We start from the raw sequence: 16,668 nt of genomic DNA, 5'->3' as shown, positions 1-16,668 counted from the left end.
CCAACAGGTCCGCAAAGGACGCCGGCCTCGTCTGCTTGCGCATCTCATCTCTCCGATACCCAGCGAAGAGAATCACATCCCCAGCTTTATGCAAAGGTCCCGCCTTCGCTGGGGTGACGACGTGTTGCTTGGCGTTCCGTGTCGGTGCGAACGAAGGAACGCACGCGGCGAACACCTCGAAAGCCCTGCTTCGCGCCGCTAAAGCAGCACTCCGCTTGATATCCGATCTTTGTAGTGGAGATTAGTCCTCCAGTTGACGGGGAGGTTGATGGTGCGGAAGGTGCTCGGAGTCAGATCGGTTCTGTTTGCCGGAACGGCCATCGCGGGGATGGCCGGCGGCAGCGCGGCACATGCCCAGACCGCCGCGCTTCAAGAGCCGGCAACGATCGAGGAAGAAGCAGCGGTTGCAGCAGCGCCGCCGTCGGGCGAGGTCGTCGTCACGGCACGCCGGCGCAGCGAAAACGTGCAGGACGTGCCCCTCGCCATTTCGGTCATCGGCGGAGAGACGCTCGACGCGCAGGGTGCGTACAACATCAGCCGCCTGACCCAGCTTCAGCCGACGCTGCAGTTCTTCTCCACCAATCCGCGCAACACCTTCATCAACATCCGCGGCATCGGCGCGCCGTTCGGGCTGACCAACGACGGCTTCGAACAGGGCGTCGGCATCTATGTCGACCAGGTTTACTACAACCGCATCGCTTCGGCGACGCTCGACTTCGTCGACGTCGAGCAGATCGAGGTGCTGCGCGGGCCGCAGGGAACGCTCTACGGCAAGAACACCACCGCCGGCGCGATCAACATCACCACGCGCGCGCCCAGCTTCGACTTCGAAGGGCGGGCGGAGGTGTCGGCGGGCAACTACGGGTTCAAGCAGGGCAAGCTGTCGGTCTCCGGCCCGCTGTCGGACACGCTCGCCGCGCGGCTCAGCCTGTCGACCACCGACCGCCGCGGCACGATCTACAACGTCACCACTGACAGTTGGATCAACTCCCAGGACACGCTCGGCCTACGCGGCGCACTGCTGTGGAAGCCGGCCGAGGACGTCCGCGTGACGCTGTCCGGCGACTTCAACCTTCAGGACCCGATCTGCTGCGGCCAGGTCTACGCCCGCGTCGGCACGACGCAGCGTGCGCTCGACCGCCAATATACCGCGCTCACCGCGCTGTTCCCAGGCTATCGGGTGCCGAGCACCAATCCGTTCGATCGCCTGACCGACCTCGACGCCGATCTCGCCGCGCGCAACGAACTCGGCGGCGCGTCAGTGCGGGTCGAATGGGACCTCGGCCCCGGAACGCTCACCTCGGTCACCGCCTGGCGCTATTGGGACTGGGGGCCGAAGAACGACCGCGATTTCACCGGGCTGCCGATCTACACCAAGGTCAACAATCCGACCCACCAGGACCAGTACACCCAGGAGCTGCGCTACGCCTATGAAGCGGGCAAGCTGGACTTCGTCGTCGGCGGCTTCGCCTTTTACCAGAAGAACCACACGACCGGCATCCAGGAGACCGGCCCCGCCGCCAGCGCCTGGCTGCTCGCGCCGAGCAATCCGCTGTCGCACAATCCCGCGGTACTGAACGGAATCACCGCCGAAAACGATATCCTGCTCAAGAACCTGAGCCTGGCGGCGTTCGGCAAGCTCAACTGGCATGCGACCGACCGGCTGACCATCTCGCCCGGCATCCGCATCAACTACGACAAGAAGGAGGGACGCTACGATTCGGTGGTGACCGGCACCGCCTCGGACGGCACGCGCCAGTTGATCACCAACGACGCCTCGCACCCCTATTACGGCGATCCGTGGACCGCGGCGCAGCGCGGCACCCAGTCGTCGCAGTTCTTCGAGCCGAATTTCAGCGACTGGAACCTCTCGTACGACCTGAACCTGTCGTACGATGTCGCCGCCGACGTCATGGCCTATGCGACCTATGCGCGCTCGTTCAAGACCGGCGGCATCAACCTCAACGGCGTGCCCAGCCGCGCCGATGGCACGCCGGCGCTGGAGGTCGCGCAGATCGACCCGGAGAAGGTCGACCATTTCGAGGTCGGCGTGAAGTCGCAGTTCTGGGGTCGCCGCGCGACGCTCAACGTCACCGGCTTCTGGACCCGGATCAAGGACTTCCAGGCGAGCGTCATCAGCAACATCAGCGGCAGCAACGTGCTGCGCGGCTATCTGGCCAATGCAGACGCGGTGCGGGTGCGCGGGATCGAGGCGGATTTCTCGATCCGTCCCTCCCAGCGCCTCTCCGCCTACCTCAACGGTGCGTTCACCGATCACGAGTTCGTCAAGTTCGTCGATGCGCCCTGTCCGCCTGAGCTGGCAGGCGGCGTCAACAGCCCCGCCAACTGCGACGTGTCGGGCCAGTGGCTGCCCGGCATCTCCAAATGGGCGTTTTCCTGGGGCACCGAGTACAACGTGCCCGCCAAGGTCCTCGACCGCGACGGCCAGGCCTATGTCGGCTACGACGCGAGCTACCGCTCCAAGTTTTCGTCCAACGCCTCGCGGTCTATCTACACCGACGTCGACGGCTATTCGCTGCACAATTTCCGCGCCGGCTTCCGCACGGACAGCTTCGACCTCTTTGGCTGGGTGCGGAACGCCTTCGACGAGAATTATTTCGAATCGCTGGCAGTGACGCCCGGCAACACCGGGCTGATCTCCGCGCAACTGGCCGATCCCCGAACATGGGGCGGTACCGTCCGCTTCTCCTTCTGAGCGCCGGGACCGGCGTTCCCCGCTCCCGAGTGCCTCTAAACCATAACTATGTTGTTGGCGGGCCTTCGGCACGGCATGACAGGCACGATCACAACAGGGAAGATGCCGTGGATCCTTCGTTCAGCGTGGAAGCATTGCTGCCGTTCATCGCCGTAGGGTTCGGCGCCCAGATCGTCGACGGGGCCTTGGGCATGGCGTTCGGGGTCATCTGCAACACGCTGCTGGTCGCGGTGATCGGACTGCCGCCGGCGCGTGCCTCCGCCAACGTCCACATCGTCGAAACCTTCACGACGGCCGTGTCCGGGATCAGCCACTTTCTATCGGGGAACGTCGACAAGAAGCTGTTCCTGCGGCTGCTGATTCCCGGCGTCATCGGCGGTGTCTGCGGTGCCTATCTGCTCACCAACCTCGACGGGGATTCGGTGAAGCCGTTCGTGCTCGCCTATCTGGTCGCGGTCGGCGTCTATCTGCTGATCCGCGGCATCCTGTTTCCGCCCACGACGGCGAAGCCGCGCGTGGTCGAGCCGCTCGGCCTGTTCGGCGGCTTCATGGACGCAGCCGGCGGCGGCGGCTGGGGGCCGATCGTCACCTCCAACCTGCTCGTTCAAGGCGTCGAGCCGCGCAAGGTGGTTGGCACCGTCAACAGCGTCGAGTTCTTCCTGACCCTCACCGTCTCGGTGACATTCCTCTACCATCTGGGGCTTCGGGATTTCGCGACCGCGACGCTCGGGCTGCTGATCGGCGGCATCGTCGCCGCGCCGTTCGGCGCGGTCATGGCCAAGCGCATTCCGACCAAGACCATGTTGATCCTGGTCGGCACGGTGCTGACCATCACCAGTACCTACGGCTTCATCCGCGCGCTGGGCTGAGGGCGTGCCGGCCGACGGCACCGACCTGCCGCCGGCCGACCGCTCGGCGCAAAGCTGACAAGCGCGTCCCCGAAAGCTAAGGCGGGCGGATGAAAGCGGTCATCCTGAGCGCCGGCTATGGTTCCCGGCTGCTCCCCCTAACCTTGGAAATGCCCAAGTGCCTGGTGCAGGTGCAGGGCCGCGAGATCCTGCTGCGGCAGTTGACCGCTCTCGCCGAGGCTGGGATCGAGGAAGCGGCGATTGTCGTGGGCTATCGCCACCGCCAGGTGCACGCCTTCGTCGCCGAACATCCGCTGCCGCTGCGCGTCACGACCGTGTTCAATCCCTTCTGGTCGGTCAGCAACAGCATCGGCAGCGTCTGGGTGGCGCGCGACCATCTGCTCGAGCCCTTCTGCCTGCTCAACGGCGACACCGTGTTCGACGAGACCGTGCTGACCGAGGCACTGCGCGCGCCGCCAGCCGGCGTCGGCCTGCTGGTCGAGGCGAGCGGCGGCGACGTGCTCGACGACATGCGCGTCGCGGTGGCGGACGGCCAGGTGACCGCCGTCGCCAAGGACCTCGATCCGTCGCGCACCACCCATCGGTCGCTTGGCGTGGTCACCAGCAACGGCGGCGACGCCTATCGCCGCGCGCTGGAGACGGTGATCGAGCGCGACAGCGGCCATGCCGCCTACCACCACGCAATCGTCGCCGAGCTCGCCGCCACCGTCGGCGTCGCCGCGATCGAGCACCACGCCGGCAATTGGCAGGAAATCGACCGGCCGGAAGACATCGACGCATGGAGCCACGCACAGGGAACCCCTGCCTGATGCGCGATCGGGTCGCCTTCCTGTTCCTCGGCGAGACGCTGCTGATCCCACACCTCTTTCCGATCGTCGAGGCGCTGGCAGAGCGCGCGCCCGATCTGCCGCAGGACTTGTGGGTCAGCACCTCGATGCACGAGGCGCTAATCGGCAGCTGGCTGGGCGATCGCGCCGGCGGAGCGATCCGCATCCGCCGCGCGCCCGGCTTCCGCACCGTCGCGGTGGCCGCCGGCAGCAACCCGCCGCTTCCGGCCAAGCTGCCGATGCTCGCGCGGCTCGCCCCGCGGCTGGCGCGCGTGCCGGTGGCGGTCTGCGCCGAACAGACCAGCCTGTGGCTGCCGCGGCTGCTGCCGCTCCCCACCCGCTTCGTGAAGACCTCGCACGGGGTCGGCTCGATGAGCGCGCGCGACGACCGCCGCCGTCGCGCCGCGTGGCGCACGCTGGTGCCGAGCGAACGCGAGCGCGACACCTATCTGGTGCGCGGGCTACCGCCCGAGCGGATCGTCGCCACCGGCTATGTGAAGGCGGCTTTCCGCCAGCGCAGCTACGCCCGCCCCGACTTCGCCGAGCAGCGCCCGGTGCTGCTCTACAACCCGCACTGGCAGCAGCACCGCTCCTCCTGGTGGCGCTGGGGCGAGGAGATCGTCCGGCGCGTGCTGGCGGAAGGGCGCTGGAACCTGATCTTCGCTCCCCATCAGCGGCTGGTCGAACGCGCGCCCGAAGTTCGCACGCTGTGCGAGGAGCTGCGCGGACGTGTCGACGTCCATTGCGATTTCGAGAGCTTCGCCGCGGTCGACGGTAGCTACACCGCGGCCGCCGACGCCTATCTCGGCGACACGTCGAGCCAGGTGCTGGAGTTCCTGATGCGGCCGCGCCCGTGCGTGTTCCTCAACGCCGCCGGGGCCGCCTGGGCAGACGATCCCTCCTACGCGATGTGGGTCGCGGGCGAGGTGGTCGACACGCTCGATGCGGTCCTCCCCGCCCTCTCCCGCGCACCGGCCGAACACCCGCGGTTCGCGGCAGCACAGGCGGCACTGGCCGCCGAATCGCTCGGGGATACCAGCGGCGCGGCTGCCGATCGTGCCGCCGGCGAGATCCTCGACGTGCTCGCGGCACGGCGCCGATGACGGCTTTGTGCTCGCAATCGCCGTACGATCGGCTATCGGCGCGGGGATGACACCCAAGGACGACCAGCCCCGGCCGGCAGTCACGCCCGTCGGCGACAACCCGACGCTGCTGTGGGGCATGACCAACGCGGAGCGCGTGCGGCGGATCGCCGCCTCGCGCAGCCTGAGCTTCGCGGCCGAGCCGACGCTGCCTGCGATCCTCGTCAACCTGCGCTTCGCGTTCGATCCGGTGTGGATCGCGCACCTCGCCGACAAGCCGGCAACGCTGGTGACGCGCGACGGCGTTCCCGCCCTCGCCCATGTCGCCACCGCGGCCGAGCGCGACGCCGCGCTCGCCGCGATGCAGGCGCAGGCGCCCGTCGCCCCCGCCGCGGGCTTCGCCGAGATCCGCGCCGAGGCCGAGGAAGGCATCTTCAACGAAGCGCTGCGCAAACGCGAGCAGCCGTTCGTCGAGCCGCTGGTGCCCGAAGCCGTGCCCGCGATCGAGCGCGCCAGCTACACCGGCGCCTACAAGGGGGTGACCGACCTCCTCACCAAATACCTTTGGCCCGAATGGGCGTTCGCGCTCACCCGCATCGCCGCGCGGCTGGGGATCACCCCCAATCAGGTGACCGCGGCAGGCAGCCTGCTCTGCATCGTCGCCACGATCGCCTTCTGGCACGGCTGGTTCTGGACCGGCCTCGCCACCGGGCTCGTCTTCATGGTGTTCGACACCGTCGACGGGAAGCTCGCGCGCTGCACGATCACCGCGTCGAAGCTCGGCAACGCCTGGGACCACGGCGTCGATCTGGTCCACCCGCCCTTCTGGTGGTGGGCCTGGGCGGCGGGGTGCGCCGACTATGGCCGGCCGCTCACAGACCAGATGTTCTGGCTGGTGATCGGCACGATGCTGTTCGGCTATGTCGCCCAGCGGCTGATCGAGGGGGCGTTCATCGTCCGCTTCGGCATGCACATCCACGTCTGGGAGCGGTTCGACAGTTGGTTCCGGCTCATCACCGCGCGGCGCAATCCGAACATGGTGATCCTGTTCGCGCTGCTGCTCGTGCAGCGGCCCGACTGGGGGATCATCGGGGTGGCGGCGTGGACCGCGATCTCGCTGGTGGTGCATCTGGTGCGGCTGCTGCAGGCGATGGGGCGCGCCCGCCACGGTGAAAGGATCACCAGCTGGCTCGCGTGAACCCCTTCGCCGCGCGCACCGGCGATCCCCGCAAGGGGCTGGGCAGCGTCATGCACAACCTCGGCTGGCTGCTCGCCGGGCGCGGGGTGACCGCAGTGCTGTCGCTGTTCTACCTGGCGATCGTCACGCGGACGCTGGGCGTCACCGACTTCGGCCGCTTCTCGATCATCGTCGGCGCCTCGCAGGTGCTGGTCGCGCTGGTTGGCTTCCAGACCTGGCAGATCATCGTCCGCTACGGCACCGCCTATCGCTCGGCCGGCGACAGCGACCGCATGGCCCGGCTGTTCCGCGCCTGCACCGCGCTCGACGCGACGAGCGCGGTGGTCGGCGTCGGCGTGGCCGCCACGATCCTCAGCCTGTGGGGCGAGATGCTGGGCATCGGCCCGACGCTGTGGCGCGCGACCTTCCTCTTCACCATCGTGCAGCTGCTGTCGCTGCGCTCGACGCCGCTCGGCATCCTGCGGCTGTGCGACAATTTCTCGCTCGCCGCGCTCGCCGACAGCGCGACGCCGATCGTGCGACTGGTCGGCGCCGGGCTGGTGGCACTGATCCACCCGACGCTGCAGGGCTTTCTCGTCGCCTGGATGGCGGCCGAGCTGCTCACCGCGCTCGCCTATTGGGCGATGGTCGCGAAGACCGGCAACCTGCGCCTGATGCGCCACCACGGCCGCGGGCTGCGTCAGGTCGTCGCCGACAATCCCGGCATCGTCCGGTTCGCGGTCAGCACCAACGCCAACGCCACCTTCACCCTGTCCAGCAAGCAGTTCCCGCTGCTGCTGGTCGGCGGCGTCGCCGGCACCACCGCGGCCGGCGAGTTCCGCCTGGCGGTCCAGCTCGCCCAGGCAATGACCAAGCTGTCGCAGCTGCTCGCGCGCGCCGCCTTCCCGGAAATCGTCCGCTCGATCGACGCCGGGGGCCTGCGCAAGATCGGCCGCTTCCTCGTGCGCTCGGTCGCGATCTCGACGCTGGTCGCGGCACTGGTGTTCGGCACGCTGCTGCTCGCGGGCGAGCACGTCCTCGCGCTGGTCGGCGGCAAGGAGTTCGGCAACGCCTATTCCAGCCTGTTGTGGCTGACCGCGGCGGGCTGCGTCGACCTGTGCACCGTCGGGTTCGAGCCGGTGCTGATGGCTGCCAACCGCGCCGGCAGCGCCTTCCTCGTCCGCCTCGCGGCGACGGGAACGATGTTCGCCTCCGCCTTCCTCCTCTCGCCGACCATGGGCGCCGATGGCATCGCCGCCGGGGTGCTGATCGCCTCGGTGGTCACCGCCGTGCTGCTGTCGCTGATGCTCGGCCTCGCCATCCGCCGCGACCGGCTCCGGGCCGAGCAGGTGGCGGTCTGACCGGCGCCGGATGAACGCCGCGCAAAGCCTGCGTTCATCCGTCCGCACATAAAGGCGACGGCAACCCGTGCATTTTTCGAGAGTCGTTTCGATGCGTTTCCTGCTCCCCGCCCTCGGCCTGCTCGCCAGTGCCGCCGCCTTTTCCGCTCCGGCCCAGGCCGCGCCGAGCTGCGTCGGCGAGCCCGGCGCCGGCAAGGTCAAGCTGGAGGTCGCGGCGACCGCGCTGCGCAACGCCAAGGGTGAAGTCGCCTTCACCGTCTACCCCGACGACAGCAGCCGCTTCCTGAAGGGCGGCGCCAAGCTTGCCCGCGCCCGCGTCAAGGCGAGCGCCCCGACCACGCGCGCCTGCTTCTGGCTGCCGCCGGGGCACTATGCGCTCGCGACCTATCACGACGAGAACGGCGACCATCAGTTCAACCGTACCGCCTTCACGATCAAGGAAGGCTTCGGCTTCTCGAACGACGCGCCGGCCACGCTGGGCCTGCCCTCGTTCAAGTCGACCCGCTTCGCCGTTCCCGCCGGCGGCACCAGCATCGCGATCAAGACCCGCTACGGGCGCTAGGTCGCGAACCGGGCACTTCTCGCGACAAAATCGCGCGCAGCGGGTTGCCAGAAGCGCGCGTTGCCACAAAATTGCCACGCTAAAGGCGCGGACGGGCCAGCCGAGCGGTGCATGGCCCCCGCCTCTGTTCAGTTTCGTGGCCCGGGGGCGCGTTTGAAGAAGATTACCTCGGGTGCGGCAGAGCAGATGGCGTCGGACCCGCAGATCGATCCGACGAGCTCGCCCCACCAGCCGGCGGTGCGCGCCGGCTATCCGCGCACCGGGATCATCAGCAACAGCCGCAGCCACCGCAACCGCACGCGCGGCACAGAGTCGGTGACGGCACCCGCCGACACCGCCGACCTGTTCTACCGCGGCCCGCGGACGCTGCCCGCGCTCGCCCAGACGCTGCGCGAATTCCGCGACGCCGGCATCGAGCTGCTGGTGGTCGACGGGGGCGACGGCACGGTGCGCGACGTGTTGACCTGCGCCCACGGCATCTTCGCGGGCAAGCTGCCGCGGATCGCGGTGGTCCCTTCGGGCAAGACCAACGCGCTTGCGCTCGACCTGGGCCTGCCCGCGGACTGGAGCGTCCAGGACGCGCTGGAGGCCTCGGTCCACGGCCGCACCGCGGCGCGGTCGCCGGTCGAGATCCTGCGCGGCGACGCGGTCCAGCCCGAGCTCTGCGGCTTCCTGTTCGGCGCCGGCGCCTTCGTCCGCGCGACCGAACTCGCCCAGCGCACCCACACCGCCGGCGCGTTCAACAGCTTCGCGGTCGGCCTTTCGCTGTTCTGGGGCATCGCCCAGACGCTATTCGGCGGCCACGCCAACGACTGGCGCGCGGGCGCGCCAATGCGCCTCCAGCTCGACGACGCGACACCGGCCGAGCGCAACTTCTACATCCTGTTCAGCTCGACGCTCGAGCGCCTGCCGCTCAAGCTCAAGCCGTTCGGCCCGGTCCGCGCCGGGCTCAAGGTCCTCGCCGTCGACGCCCCGCCCAAGCACCTGGCGCGCGCGGTACCGGCGCTGCTGCGCGGCTCGCAGGCGGCGTGGCTGGAGACGGCCGGCTACCGCCGCCACGACGTCGGCGCGTTCACGCTGACGCTCGACGGCGGCTTCATCCTCGACGGCGAACTGTACGAGGGCGGCACGCTCACCGTGCGGCAGGGCACGCCGCTCCAGTTCGTGACGCCGTGACGACGCCGCTGCGCCATGCCGTCGCCGACATGCTCGCGGTCGAGGTGCGGCCGGAGATCGTCGAGGCCGCCGCCGTCGTCGCCGAGCGGCTCGGCGGCGTGGCGGTGCTGTTCTACGGATCGGTGCTGCGCACGGGCGACCTCGACGGGCTGCTCGACTTCTACGTGCTGACCGACCGAGCGCCCCGCCGCGCCGTCTCGCGCTGGCTGTGGCCGGACATCAGCTTCGAAGAGGCACAGGTCGGCGGCCTCGCACTCCGCGCCAAGGTGGCGACGATGCCGCTCGCGGTGTTCGCCGAGGCCGCGACCGGCGCACTGCCCGACACCACCATCTGGACCCGCTTCGTCCAGCCGAGCGCGCTCCTCTACATCGCCGGCGCCGCGCAGGCGGAGGCGGTGGTCGACGCCATCGCCGCCGCCACGGTCACCGCCGCGCGCTTCGCCGCGGTGCTCGGCCCGGCGCACGGCACGCCCGCCGACTATTGGAAGGCGCTGTTCCGCGAGACCTATCGCGCCGAGCTGCGCGTCGAGCGGCCGGGGCGCGAGGACCAGATCCTCGCCTACGACCCGGCACGCTATGCCGCGCTGCTGCCGCTCGCCTGGGACGCCGACCGCCTGCCCTATCGCGACAGCGGCCGCGAACTCACGCCGCTGCTGCCGCCCGAAGCGCGTGCTGGTGTCCTGCGTCAATGGCGATCGCGGCGGCGGACGGGCAAGCCGCTCAACGCGCTGCGGCTGGTCAAGGCGGCCTTCCTGCTCGACGGTGCCGCGCGCTATGGGGCGTGGAAGGTCGAGCGCCATACCGGCGTGCCGGTTAAGCTGACGCCCTGGGCCGAACGCCACCCGCTGCTCGCCGCGCCCGGCGTGCTATGGCGGGTGTGGCGCGCGCGGGCGCAGGCGTGACGGCGTTCCACGCGCTCGTCCTCGCCGGCTCGCGCGGCGGCGCCGATCCGGTCGCGGACTATGCCGGCGTTCCGGCGAAGGCGCTGATCGAGGTGGGCGGCGCGACGATGCTCGCGCGTGTCGTCGCCGCACTGCGGACGGCCGGCGCCACGCGCATCGGCGTGTCGGTGACGGACCCGGCCGTTGCCGCGCATGCCGCGACGCTCGGCGTCGAGGTGCTGCAAGCCGAAGCCGGCCCCAGCCGCAGCACGCGCAGCGGCCTCGTCGCGCTCGGCACGCCGCTGCTCGTCACCACCGCCGACCATGCGCTGCTCGAGCCCGAGTGGATCACGCAGTTCCTCGCCGCGACGCCCACCGACGCCGATGTCGCCGCGCTGCTCGCACGCCGCGACGTGATCGAGGCGGCGGTGCCGGAGACTCAGCGCACCTATCTGCGCTTCGCCGACGGCAGCTGGTCGGGGTGCAACCTCTTCTACCTGGCGAGCCCGAAGGCCGAAGCGGCGCTCGCCCTCTGGTCGCAGGTCGAGGCGGACCGCAAGCGGCCGTGGCGGATCGTCCGCCGATTAGGTGTCGCCACGCTGCTGCGCTATCTGCTGGGCCGGCTGACGCTGGACCAGGCGCTCGTTCGCCTGGGTGCGGCCGCGGGACTTTCCGCGCGGGCGGTGGCGAGTCCGTTCGGTTTAGCGGCGGTCGACGTCGACAAGCCCGTCGACCTTGATCTGGTCCGGCGACTGGTCGGATAGCCACACACGTCATCCCAGCGAACGCTGGGATCTCCCGAGGCAGGCACGCACCGCTGCCGCGCACACCGCCAACCTTCCCCCTGCGGCACGAGATGCCAGCCTGCGCTGGCATGACGCGGGGGCGGACGCCGTCTCCGCTCAGACTTACCGCCGCAGCCCCAGCACCACCGGCGCGCTCCGGGCCAGCCAGTGCCGCGCGGGCGCGCCGACCAGCCCCTTGGCCAGCGGAGAGCCGAGATACGCCCGCACCGCCGCCGCCCGCCCGACCTGCGGGATCGCGACTCGGCAGGCGAGCAGCCAGAACCAGCTGGTGGCGAGCGCCATCCCCTCGGGCGCGACGTAGCGGCTCTCGGCGTTGCGCATCCGCAGCGTGCGCAGCCATCCGTCCGCCCAGCCGAGAAAATCCTCGGGCAGCGCCACGCCCTCCAGCTTGGTCTTGCCGAGCAGCGTGTGGCGCCGAAGGTCCTCCGCGTTGAACATCATGCCCAGTTCCGCCAGGGGCCCCGCGTACAGCTGCGTCTTGCGCTCGCGGATCCGATCCTGCCGCAGCCGGACCGTCTGGTCGGGGTGGACGCGTCGGTCGATCAGCACCCTCGGCAGGTTGGCGAGCCGGTGCCGGCGCGCCAGCCGTACGAACACGTCGAGGTCCTCGCACACGTCGAAGCTGCGCTGATAGGGGTACGCCTTGAGCAGCTCGGCGCGCCCCATCACCGAGGATTGCTGGAACGCCGAGCGGAACAGCAGCCAAGCGCCGATGTCGTCGGACCCGAGCGGCGGCACCCGCACGCCGCGCTTGCGGCGGCCGTCCTTGCCGATCTTGCCCGCGCAGCTCCCCACCATCGCCACGTCCGGGTTCTGGCGGAGAAAGGCGACCTGCGCCCCCAGCCGCTCCGGCCGCGCGAGGTCGTCGCTGTCGAGCCACGCGATCAGGTCGCCGCGCGCCGCATCGAGCGCAGTGTTGCGCGCGTCGGGGATGCCCCGGTTGCGTGCGTGGCGCACCACGCGGATGCGCGGATCGCCGAACGCCTCGACCACAGCGATCGACTCGTCGCTCGACCCGTCGTCGACCACCACCAGCTCCCAGTCGCCGAAGCGCTGCGCCACGATGCTGCGGATCGCGTCACCGACCAGATGCGCGCGATTGTAGACGGGGATGAGGACGGAGACGGTCGGCACGGCGGCGCTCAGCCCTGCGCGAGCCGCGGTGCCAGCCGCGCCATCAGCGCCTCGCACCCGGCCGCATCCTCGGCATCGAAGCGCGCGGGCGACGGGCTGTCGAGGTCGAGCACGCCGAGCAGCCGGCCGTCGTGGACGATCGGCACCACCAGCTCGGAGCGGCTTGCCGCGTCGCAGGCGATGTGGCCGGGAAAGGCGTGGACGTCCTCGACCCGCTGCGTCTCGCGTGTCGATGCGGCGGCACCGCACACTCCCTTGCCGAACGGGATGCGGATGCACGCCGCCTTGCCCTGGAACGGACCCAGCACCAGCTCGTCGGCGACGTTGCGGTAGAAGCCCGCCCAGTTGAGGTCGGGCAGATATTCCCACAGCAGCGCGGCGGCATTGGCCATGTTGGCGACCGCGTCGGGCTCGTCGGCGGTGAGCGCGTCGAGCGCGCCCGAAAGCTCACGGTACAGCTCCTGTTTGGAGCCGGCGGCGATGTCGAAGACGTACATGGCGTTCCTTTCCGTTGGTCGCGCGGTCAGTCGAGGCGGACCTTGCCGCGCCCGGCCTTGACCGCGCTGCGGCCCTTCTTTGCGTCTACCCGGCGCGCCTTGGCGGCGCGGCTCGGCTTCGTCGGCTTGCGCTTGCGCGGCACGAAGGTCGCGTCGCGGATCAGCGCGACCAGCCGCTCGCGCACTTCCTCGCGGTTGAGCAGCTGCGAGCGCGCACCCTCGCTGCGCAGGATCAGCACCCCCTCGCGCGTCATGCGCGAGCCGGCCAGCTCCGCCAGCCGCACCTTCACCGCCTCGGGCAGGTTCGGGGATGCCGCGACGTCGAAGCGCAGCAGCACCGCGCTGTCGGTGGTGTTGACGTGCTGCCCGCCCGGTCCGCTCGATCGCGTGAAGCTCTCGACGAGTTCGTCGCTGTCGATGCGGATCGAGCGCGTGATCGGGATGGCGACCATCCGGCGAAGACCCTAGTCGGCTGCGAAACCGGCGGCGGCGAAACTCGCCGGCAGCGGCGCGGTCGCCTCGATCGGCGGCTTGGCGCCGCGCGGCACCGTCAGCTGCGCGGCGTGGAGCAGCATCGCGCGGCCGCCGCGCCCGTAGACCGGATCGCCCGCCACCGGCGCGCCCAGCGCCTCGGCGGCATGCACGCGGATCTGGTGGGTCCGCCCCGTCTCCGGGAAGAAGGCGACGAGCGCGCGGCCGTCCTGTTCGTGCAGCAGCTTCCAGTTGGTGCGCGCCGCCTTGCCCTTCGGATCGCCGACCATCCGCCAGCCCGCCTCGGCGCTGCTCACCTTGGCGAGCGGCAGGTCGATCGTGCCCGAAGCCTGCGCCGGCACGCCGTCGAGCACCGCCAGATAGCGCTTCTGCACCAGCCCCGCCTCGAACGCCTGCTGGAAGCGGGCGTGCGCCTTGGGATTGCGCGCGAGCAGCAGGCAGCCGCTGGTGTCGCGGTCGAGCCGGTGCACGGCGGTCGGAAGCCGCTGGAAGCCGAAGGTCAGCTCGTCGAGCCGGCTTTCGATGCTGGGGCTGCGGTCGCGCGGGCGATCCACGGGCAGGCCGGCGGGCTTGTCGATCACGATCGCCTCGCCGTCGATGAAGAGTACCAGGTCGTCCAGCATGGCCGTCCCTTGCCACCGCTGCCGCGGACATGCCAGAGCGCAGCGGTCGAAAGGCGGCGCAGCCGCGCGGCACGTTTCAGGAGGTCGGATGCGTTTTTCCCCGCGGATGTCCGCTGCGCTGGTGCTGGCGCTCGCCGCCTGTCAGGCGCCCAAGCCGGCGCCGGTGGAGCCGCCGGTCGTGCTCGTCCCCACGACGCCTACGCCCGCAGCACCGCCACCGGCGGTAGCGGTAAATCGCGCCCCGGTTGCGCTGTGCGACCGCGGCATCGTCCAGCCCGGCCCCGACGGACGGCTGTTCAACCACTTCCCCTACCCCGACACGGTCGAGACCGCGCTGATCCCCGCACCGGAGGAATTCGCGCCGGGCGGCAGCTGTCGCATCCATCCGGCAATGCTCGCCGACCTCCAGGCGCTGCTCGCGCGCGCCAACGCCGATCCCGTCGTCGCCGGGCAGTTGCGCGCGGTCTCCTGCCATCGCTCGGTACGGCTGCAGCGCCAGACCTTCTGCGGCGGGATCAACGCCGACGGGAGCAGCAGCTTCCGCGAGCGTGCCTGGGCGTCCGCACCGCCCGGCTTCAGCGAGCATGCCACAGGCTACGTCATCGATTTCGGCACGCGCGACCGCAACGGCTGCCCGGATGCCGAGGCATGCTTCGCCGCCACCCCCGCCGGCCGCTGGCTGATCGCCCATGCCGCCGAATTCGGCTTCGAACAGTCGTTCCCGGCCGGCAACAAGCAGCAGGTGAAGTGGGAGCCGTGGCACTGGCGCTGGGTCGGCCGCACCCCGGCAGCGCCGGGCGCGACCATTCCGCGGGCGCTGTTCGCGCCGGCGGCCGCGCGCTTCCCCGCCTATCCGAACAGGCCCGAGGACCGGCGCCTGCTGACGCCGGCGCAACCGGCGGCCGGGGCACCGCAAGGCTGAGGCACGCGTGCCCCGGCGCAGGCCGGGGCCCAGTTGGGGTGGTGCCGGATCGAGCCACCACCTCGGCCTTCCCACCTGGGCCCCGGCCTGCGCCGGGGCACATGCTTGTGGCGGCGCTACGCGCTCAGGCGGTGAGCTTCGCCGCCGTCTCGGCGATGCGCTTGCCCTGGTAGCGCGCCGATTCGAGTTCCTCGGCATGCGGCTGGCGGCTGCCGTCGCTGCCGGCGATCGTGGTCGCGCCGTACGGCGATCCGCCGCGCACTTCGTCCACGCCCATCTGACCCTGGAAGCCGTAGTCGAGGCCGACGATGGTCAGCCCGTGGTGGAGCAGGTTGGTGAGGATCGAGAACAGCGTCGTCTCCTGCCCGCCGTGCTGGCTGGCGGTGGAGGTGAAGGCGCCGCCGACCTTGCCGATCAGCGCACCCTTGGCCCAGACGCCGCCGGTCTTGTCCCAGAACGCCGCCATCTGGCTGGTCATGCGGCCGTAGCGGGTGCCGGTGCCGACGACGATCGCATCGTAGGTTGCGAGCTCGTTGACGTCCTCCAGCACCGGATAGGGCTGGTCGAGCAGATAGTGCGACTGCTTGGCGAGGTCTTCCGGCACGGTTTCGGCCACGCGGCGGATGTCGACGTCGGCACCCGCGCCGCGTGCGCCTTCGGCGACCGCCTCGGCCATCTTCATGATGTGGCCGTAGGAGGAATAGTAGAGCACCAGTACCTTAGCCATCGCGTTCTCCGTGTGCCCGCCCCTTGGATGAGAGATTCGGGGGCCCGCCGTAGGGAGGGAGAGATCCGGCAGGCCCCCTGCCCCGGCCGCGTCCGCCGCGGCCGGGGAACGCTTAGTCCGCGTCGACCAGGACGATCTCGGCGTCCTCGATCGCGGTGATCGCGACTCGCACCGGCCCGGCGATCGCCGCTCCGTCGCGCGCATCGATCCGCGTGCCGTCGACCTCGACCACGCCCGTCGCCGGCACCAGATAGGCGTGGCGGCCGGCACCGACCTCGTGGGTCAACGTCTCGCCGGCGCGGACGGTCGCGCCGAGCACCCGCGCGTCGGCGCGGATGCGCAACGCGTCGGCGTCCTCGGCGAAGCCGCTCGCCAGCGCCACGAACCGGCCCGAACGATCGTCGCGCGGGAACGGCTTGGCACCCCAGGCCGGCGCGCCACCCTGCTCGCGCGGCTCGATCCAGATCTGGAAGATGCGGGTGGTTTCCGGCTCCAGATTATATTCTGCGTGGCGCACCCCGGTGCCCGCGCTCATCACCTGGACGTCGCCGGCGGCGGTACGGCCGGTGTTGCCCATCGAATCCTGGTGGGTGATCGCGCCGCTGCGCACGAAGGTGATGATCTCCATCTCGCGGTGCGGGTGCGGCGGGAAGCCGGTGTTCGGCGCGATCTCGTCGTCGTTCCACACGCGGATCGCGCCCCAGCCCATCCGCCGCGGATCGCGATAGTCGGCGAACGAGAAATGGTGCCGCGCGTTGAGCCAGCCGTGGTCGGCATGGCCGAGACTGTCGAAGCTGCGCTTCTCGATCATCGGAA

The 16,668-nt window shown here is 70.3% G+C and carries 17 protein-coding genes; 11 read left to right on the top strand and 6 right to left on the bottom strand.

The genetic code is table 11. The features are described 5' to 3' along the window. Positions 1 to 328 precede the first annotated feature (328 nt). The 10 genes from ACBY01_RS14955 to ACBY01_RS14910 all read left to right on the top strand — a co-directional run bounded on the left by ACBY01_RS14955 (position 329) and on the right by ACBY01_RS14910 (position 11,415). A complete protein-coding gene (locus tag ACBY01_RS14955; protein ID WP_416461740.1) occupies positions 329 to 2,716 on the top strand; it encodes a TonB-dependent receptor in 2,388 nt (795 codons plus the stop codon). Between the two features lie 107 nt (positions 2,717 to 2,823). Continuing rightward, positions 2,824 to 3,585, top strand: coding sequence for a sulfite exporter TauE/SafE family protein (locus ACBY01_RS14950; RefSeq protein ID WP_416461739.1), 762 nt, complete (start codon positions 2,824 to 2,826; stop codon positions 3,583 to 3,585). A gap of 89 nt (positions 3,586 to 3,674) precedes the next feature. Next, positions 3,675 to 4,394: a phosphocholine cytidylyltransferase family protein gene (locus tag ACBY01_RS14945; RefSeq protein ID WP_416461738.1), complete on the top strand. Its 720-nt coding sequence runs from the start codon at positions 3,675 to 3,677 to the stop codon at positions 4,392 to 4,394. Then, positions 4,394 to 5,515, top strand: coding sequence for a hypothetical protein (locus ACBY01_RS14940; protein WP_416461737.1), 1,122 nt, complete (start codon positions 4,394 to 4,396; stop codon positions 5,513 to 5,515). Before ACBY01_RS14945 ends, ACBY01_RS14940 begins: the two co-directional genes overlap by 1 nt. A gap of 46 nt (positions 5,516 to 5,561) precedes the next feature. Next, the gene (locus tag ACBY01_RS14935) at positions 5,562 to 6,692 is read left to right on the top strand and encodes a CDP-alcohol phosphatidyltransferase family protein (protein WP_416461736.1); all 1,131 of its coding nucleotides are present in this window, start codon (positions 5,562 to 5,564) and stop codon (positions 6,690 to 6,692) included. Then, entirely contained in the window at positions 6,689 to 8,032 is a 1,344-nt protein-coding gene (locus ACBY01_RS14930) for a lipopolysaccharide biosynthesis protein (RefSeq protein ID WP_416461735.1), read from the top strand. The genes ACBY01_RS14935 and ACBY01_RS14930 overlap by 4 nt, the downstream gene beginning before the upstream one ends. Before the next feature lie 91 nt (positions 8,033 to 8,123). Further along, positions 8,124 to 8,594 (top strand): DUF2141 domain-containing protein, encoded by a 471-nt coding sequence (locus ACBY01_RS14925; RefSeq protein ID WP_416461734.1) that lies wholly within the window; start codon positions 8,124 to 8,126, stop codon positions 8,592 to 8,594. A 153-nt stretch (positions 8,595 to 8,747) separates the two neighbouring features. Beyond that, positions 8,748 to 9,770: a diacylglycerol/lipid kinase family protein gene (locus ACBY01_RS14920; RefSeq protein ID WP_416461733.1), complete on the top strand. Its 1,023-nt coding sequence runs from the start codon at positions 8,748 to 8,750 to the stop codon at positions 9,768 to 9,770. After that, a complete protein-coding gene (locus ACBY01_RS14915) occupies positions 9,767 to 10,672 on the top strand; it encodes a hypothetical protein (protein WP_416461732.1) in 906 nt (301 codons plus the stop codon). The genes ACBY01_RS14920 and ACBY01_RS14915 overlap by 4 nt, the downstream gene beginning before the upstream one ends. Then, positions 10,669 to 11,415, top strand: a complete 747-nt coding sequence (locus tag ACBY01_RS14910; RefSeq protein WP_416461731.1) for a nucleotidyltransferase family protein — start codon at positions 10,669 to 10,671, stop codon at positions 11,413 to 11,415. The genes ACBY01_RS14915 and ACBY01_RS14910 overlap by 4 nt, the downstream gene beginning before the upstream one ends. 144 nt (positions 11,416 to 11,559) lie before the next feature. Here ACBY01_RS14910 and ACBY01_RS14905 read toward each other — a convergent pair whose 3' ends face one another. The 4 genes from ACBY01_RS14905 to ACBY01_RS14890 are packed head-to-tail and all read right to left on the bottom strand — an operon-like array spanning position 11,560 to position 14,203. After that, complete coding sequence (locus ACBY01_RS14905; protein WP_416461730.1) at positions 11,560 to 12,591, bottom strand: glycosyltransferase family 2 protein; 1,032 nt, start codon at positions 12,589 to 12,591, stop codon at positions 11,560 to 11,562. Positions 12,592 to 12,599: 8 nt separating this feature from the next. Then, a complete protein-coding gene (locus tag ACBY01_RS14900; protein WP_416461728.1) occupies positions 12,600 to 13,088 on the bottom strand; it encodes a GAF domain-containing protein in 489 nt (162 codons plus the stop codon). A 26-nt stretch (positions 13,089 to 13,114) separates the two neighbouring features. After that, positions 13,115 to 13,540, bottom strand: a complete 426-nt coding sequence (gene arfB, locus ACBY01_RS14895; RefSeq protein WP_416461727.1) for an alternative ribosome rescue aminoacyl-tRNA hydrolase ArfB — start codon at positions 13,538 to 13,540, stop codon at positions 13,115 to 13,117. 12 nt (positions 13,541 to 13,552) lie between these two features. Continuing rightward, on the bottom strand, positions 13,553 to 14,203 hold the full coding sequence (locus tag ACBY01_RS14890; protein WP_416461726.1) for an RluA family pseudouridine synthase: 651 nt from the start codon (positions 14,201 to 14,203) through the stop codon (positions 13,553 to 13,555). 88 nt (positions 14,204 to 14,291) lie between these two features. Here ACBY01_RS14890 and ACBY01_RS14885 point away from each other — a divergent pair, with 88 nt between their 5' ends. After that, complete coding sequence (locus ACBY01_RS14885; protein WP_416461725.1) at positions 14,292 to 15,125, top strand: M15 family metallopeptidase; 834 nt, start codon at positions 14,292 to 14,294, stop codon at positions 15,123 to 15,125. A 124-nt stretch (positions 15,126 to 15,249) separates the two neighbouring features. Here the strand turns inward: ACBY01_RS14885 and wrbA are convergent, their stop codons facing one another. Continuing rightward, a complete protein-coding gene (gene wrbA, locus ACBY01_RS14880) occupies positions 15,250 to 15,852 on the bottom strand; it encodes an NAD(P)H:quinone oxidoreductase (protein WP_416461724.1) in 603 nt (200 codons plus the stop codon). Between the two features lie 112 nt (positions 15,853 to 15,964). Continuing rightward, the gene (locus tag ACBY01_RS14875) at positions 15,965 to 16,663 is read right to left on the bottom strand and encodes a pirin family protein (protein ID WP_416461723.1); all 699 of its coding nucleotides are present in this window, start codon (positions 16,661 to 16,663) and stop codon (positions 15,965 to 15,967) included. Positions 16,664 to 16,668: the final 5 nt, after the last annotated feature.

The sequence above is a fragment of the Sphingomonas mangrovi genome, from assembly GCF_047975845.1.
In the GTDB taxonomy this organism is placed as follows: Bacteria; Pseudomonadota; Alphaproteobacteria; order Sphingomonadales; family Sphingomonadaceae; genus Sphingomonas.
This window is presented reverse-complemented; position numbering and strand designations above follow the sequence as displayed.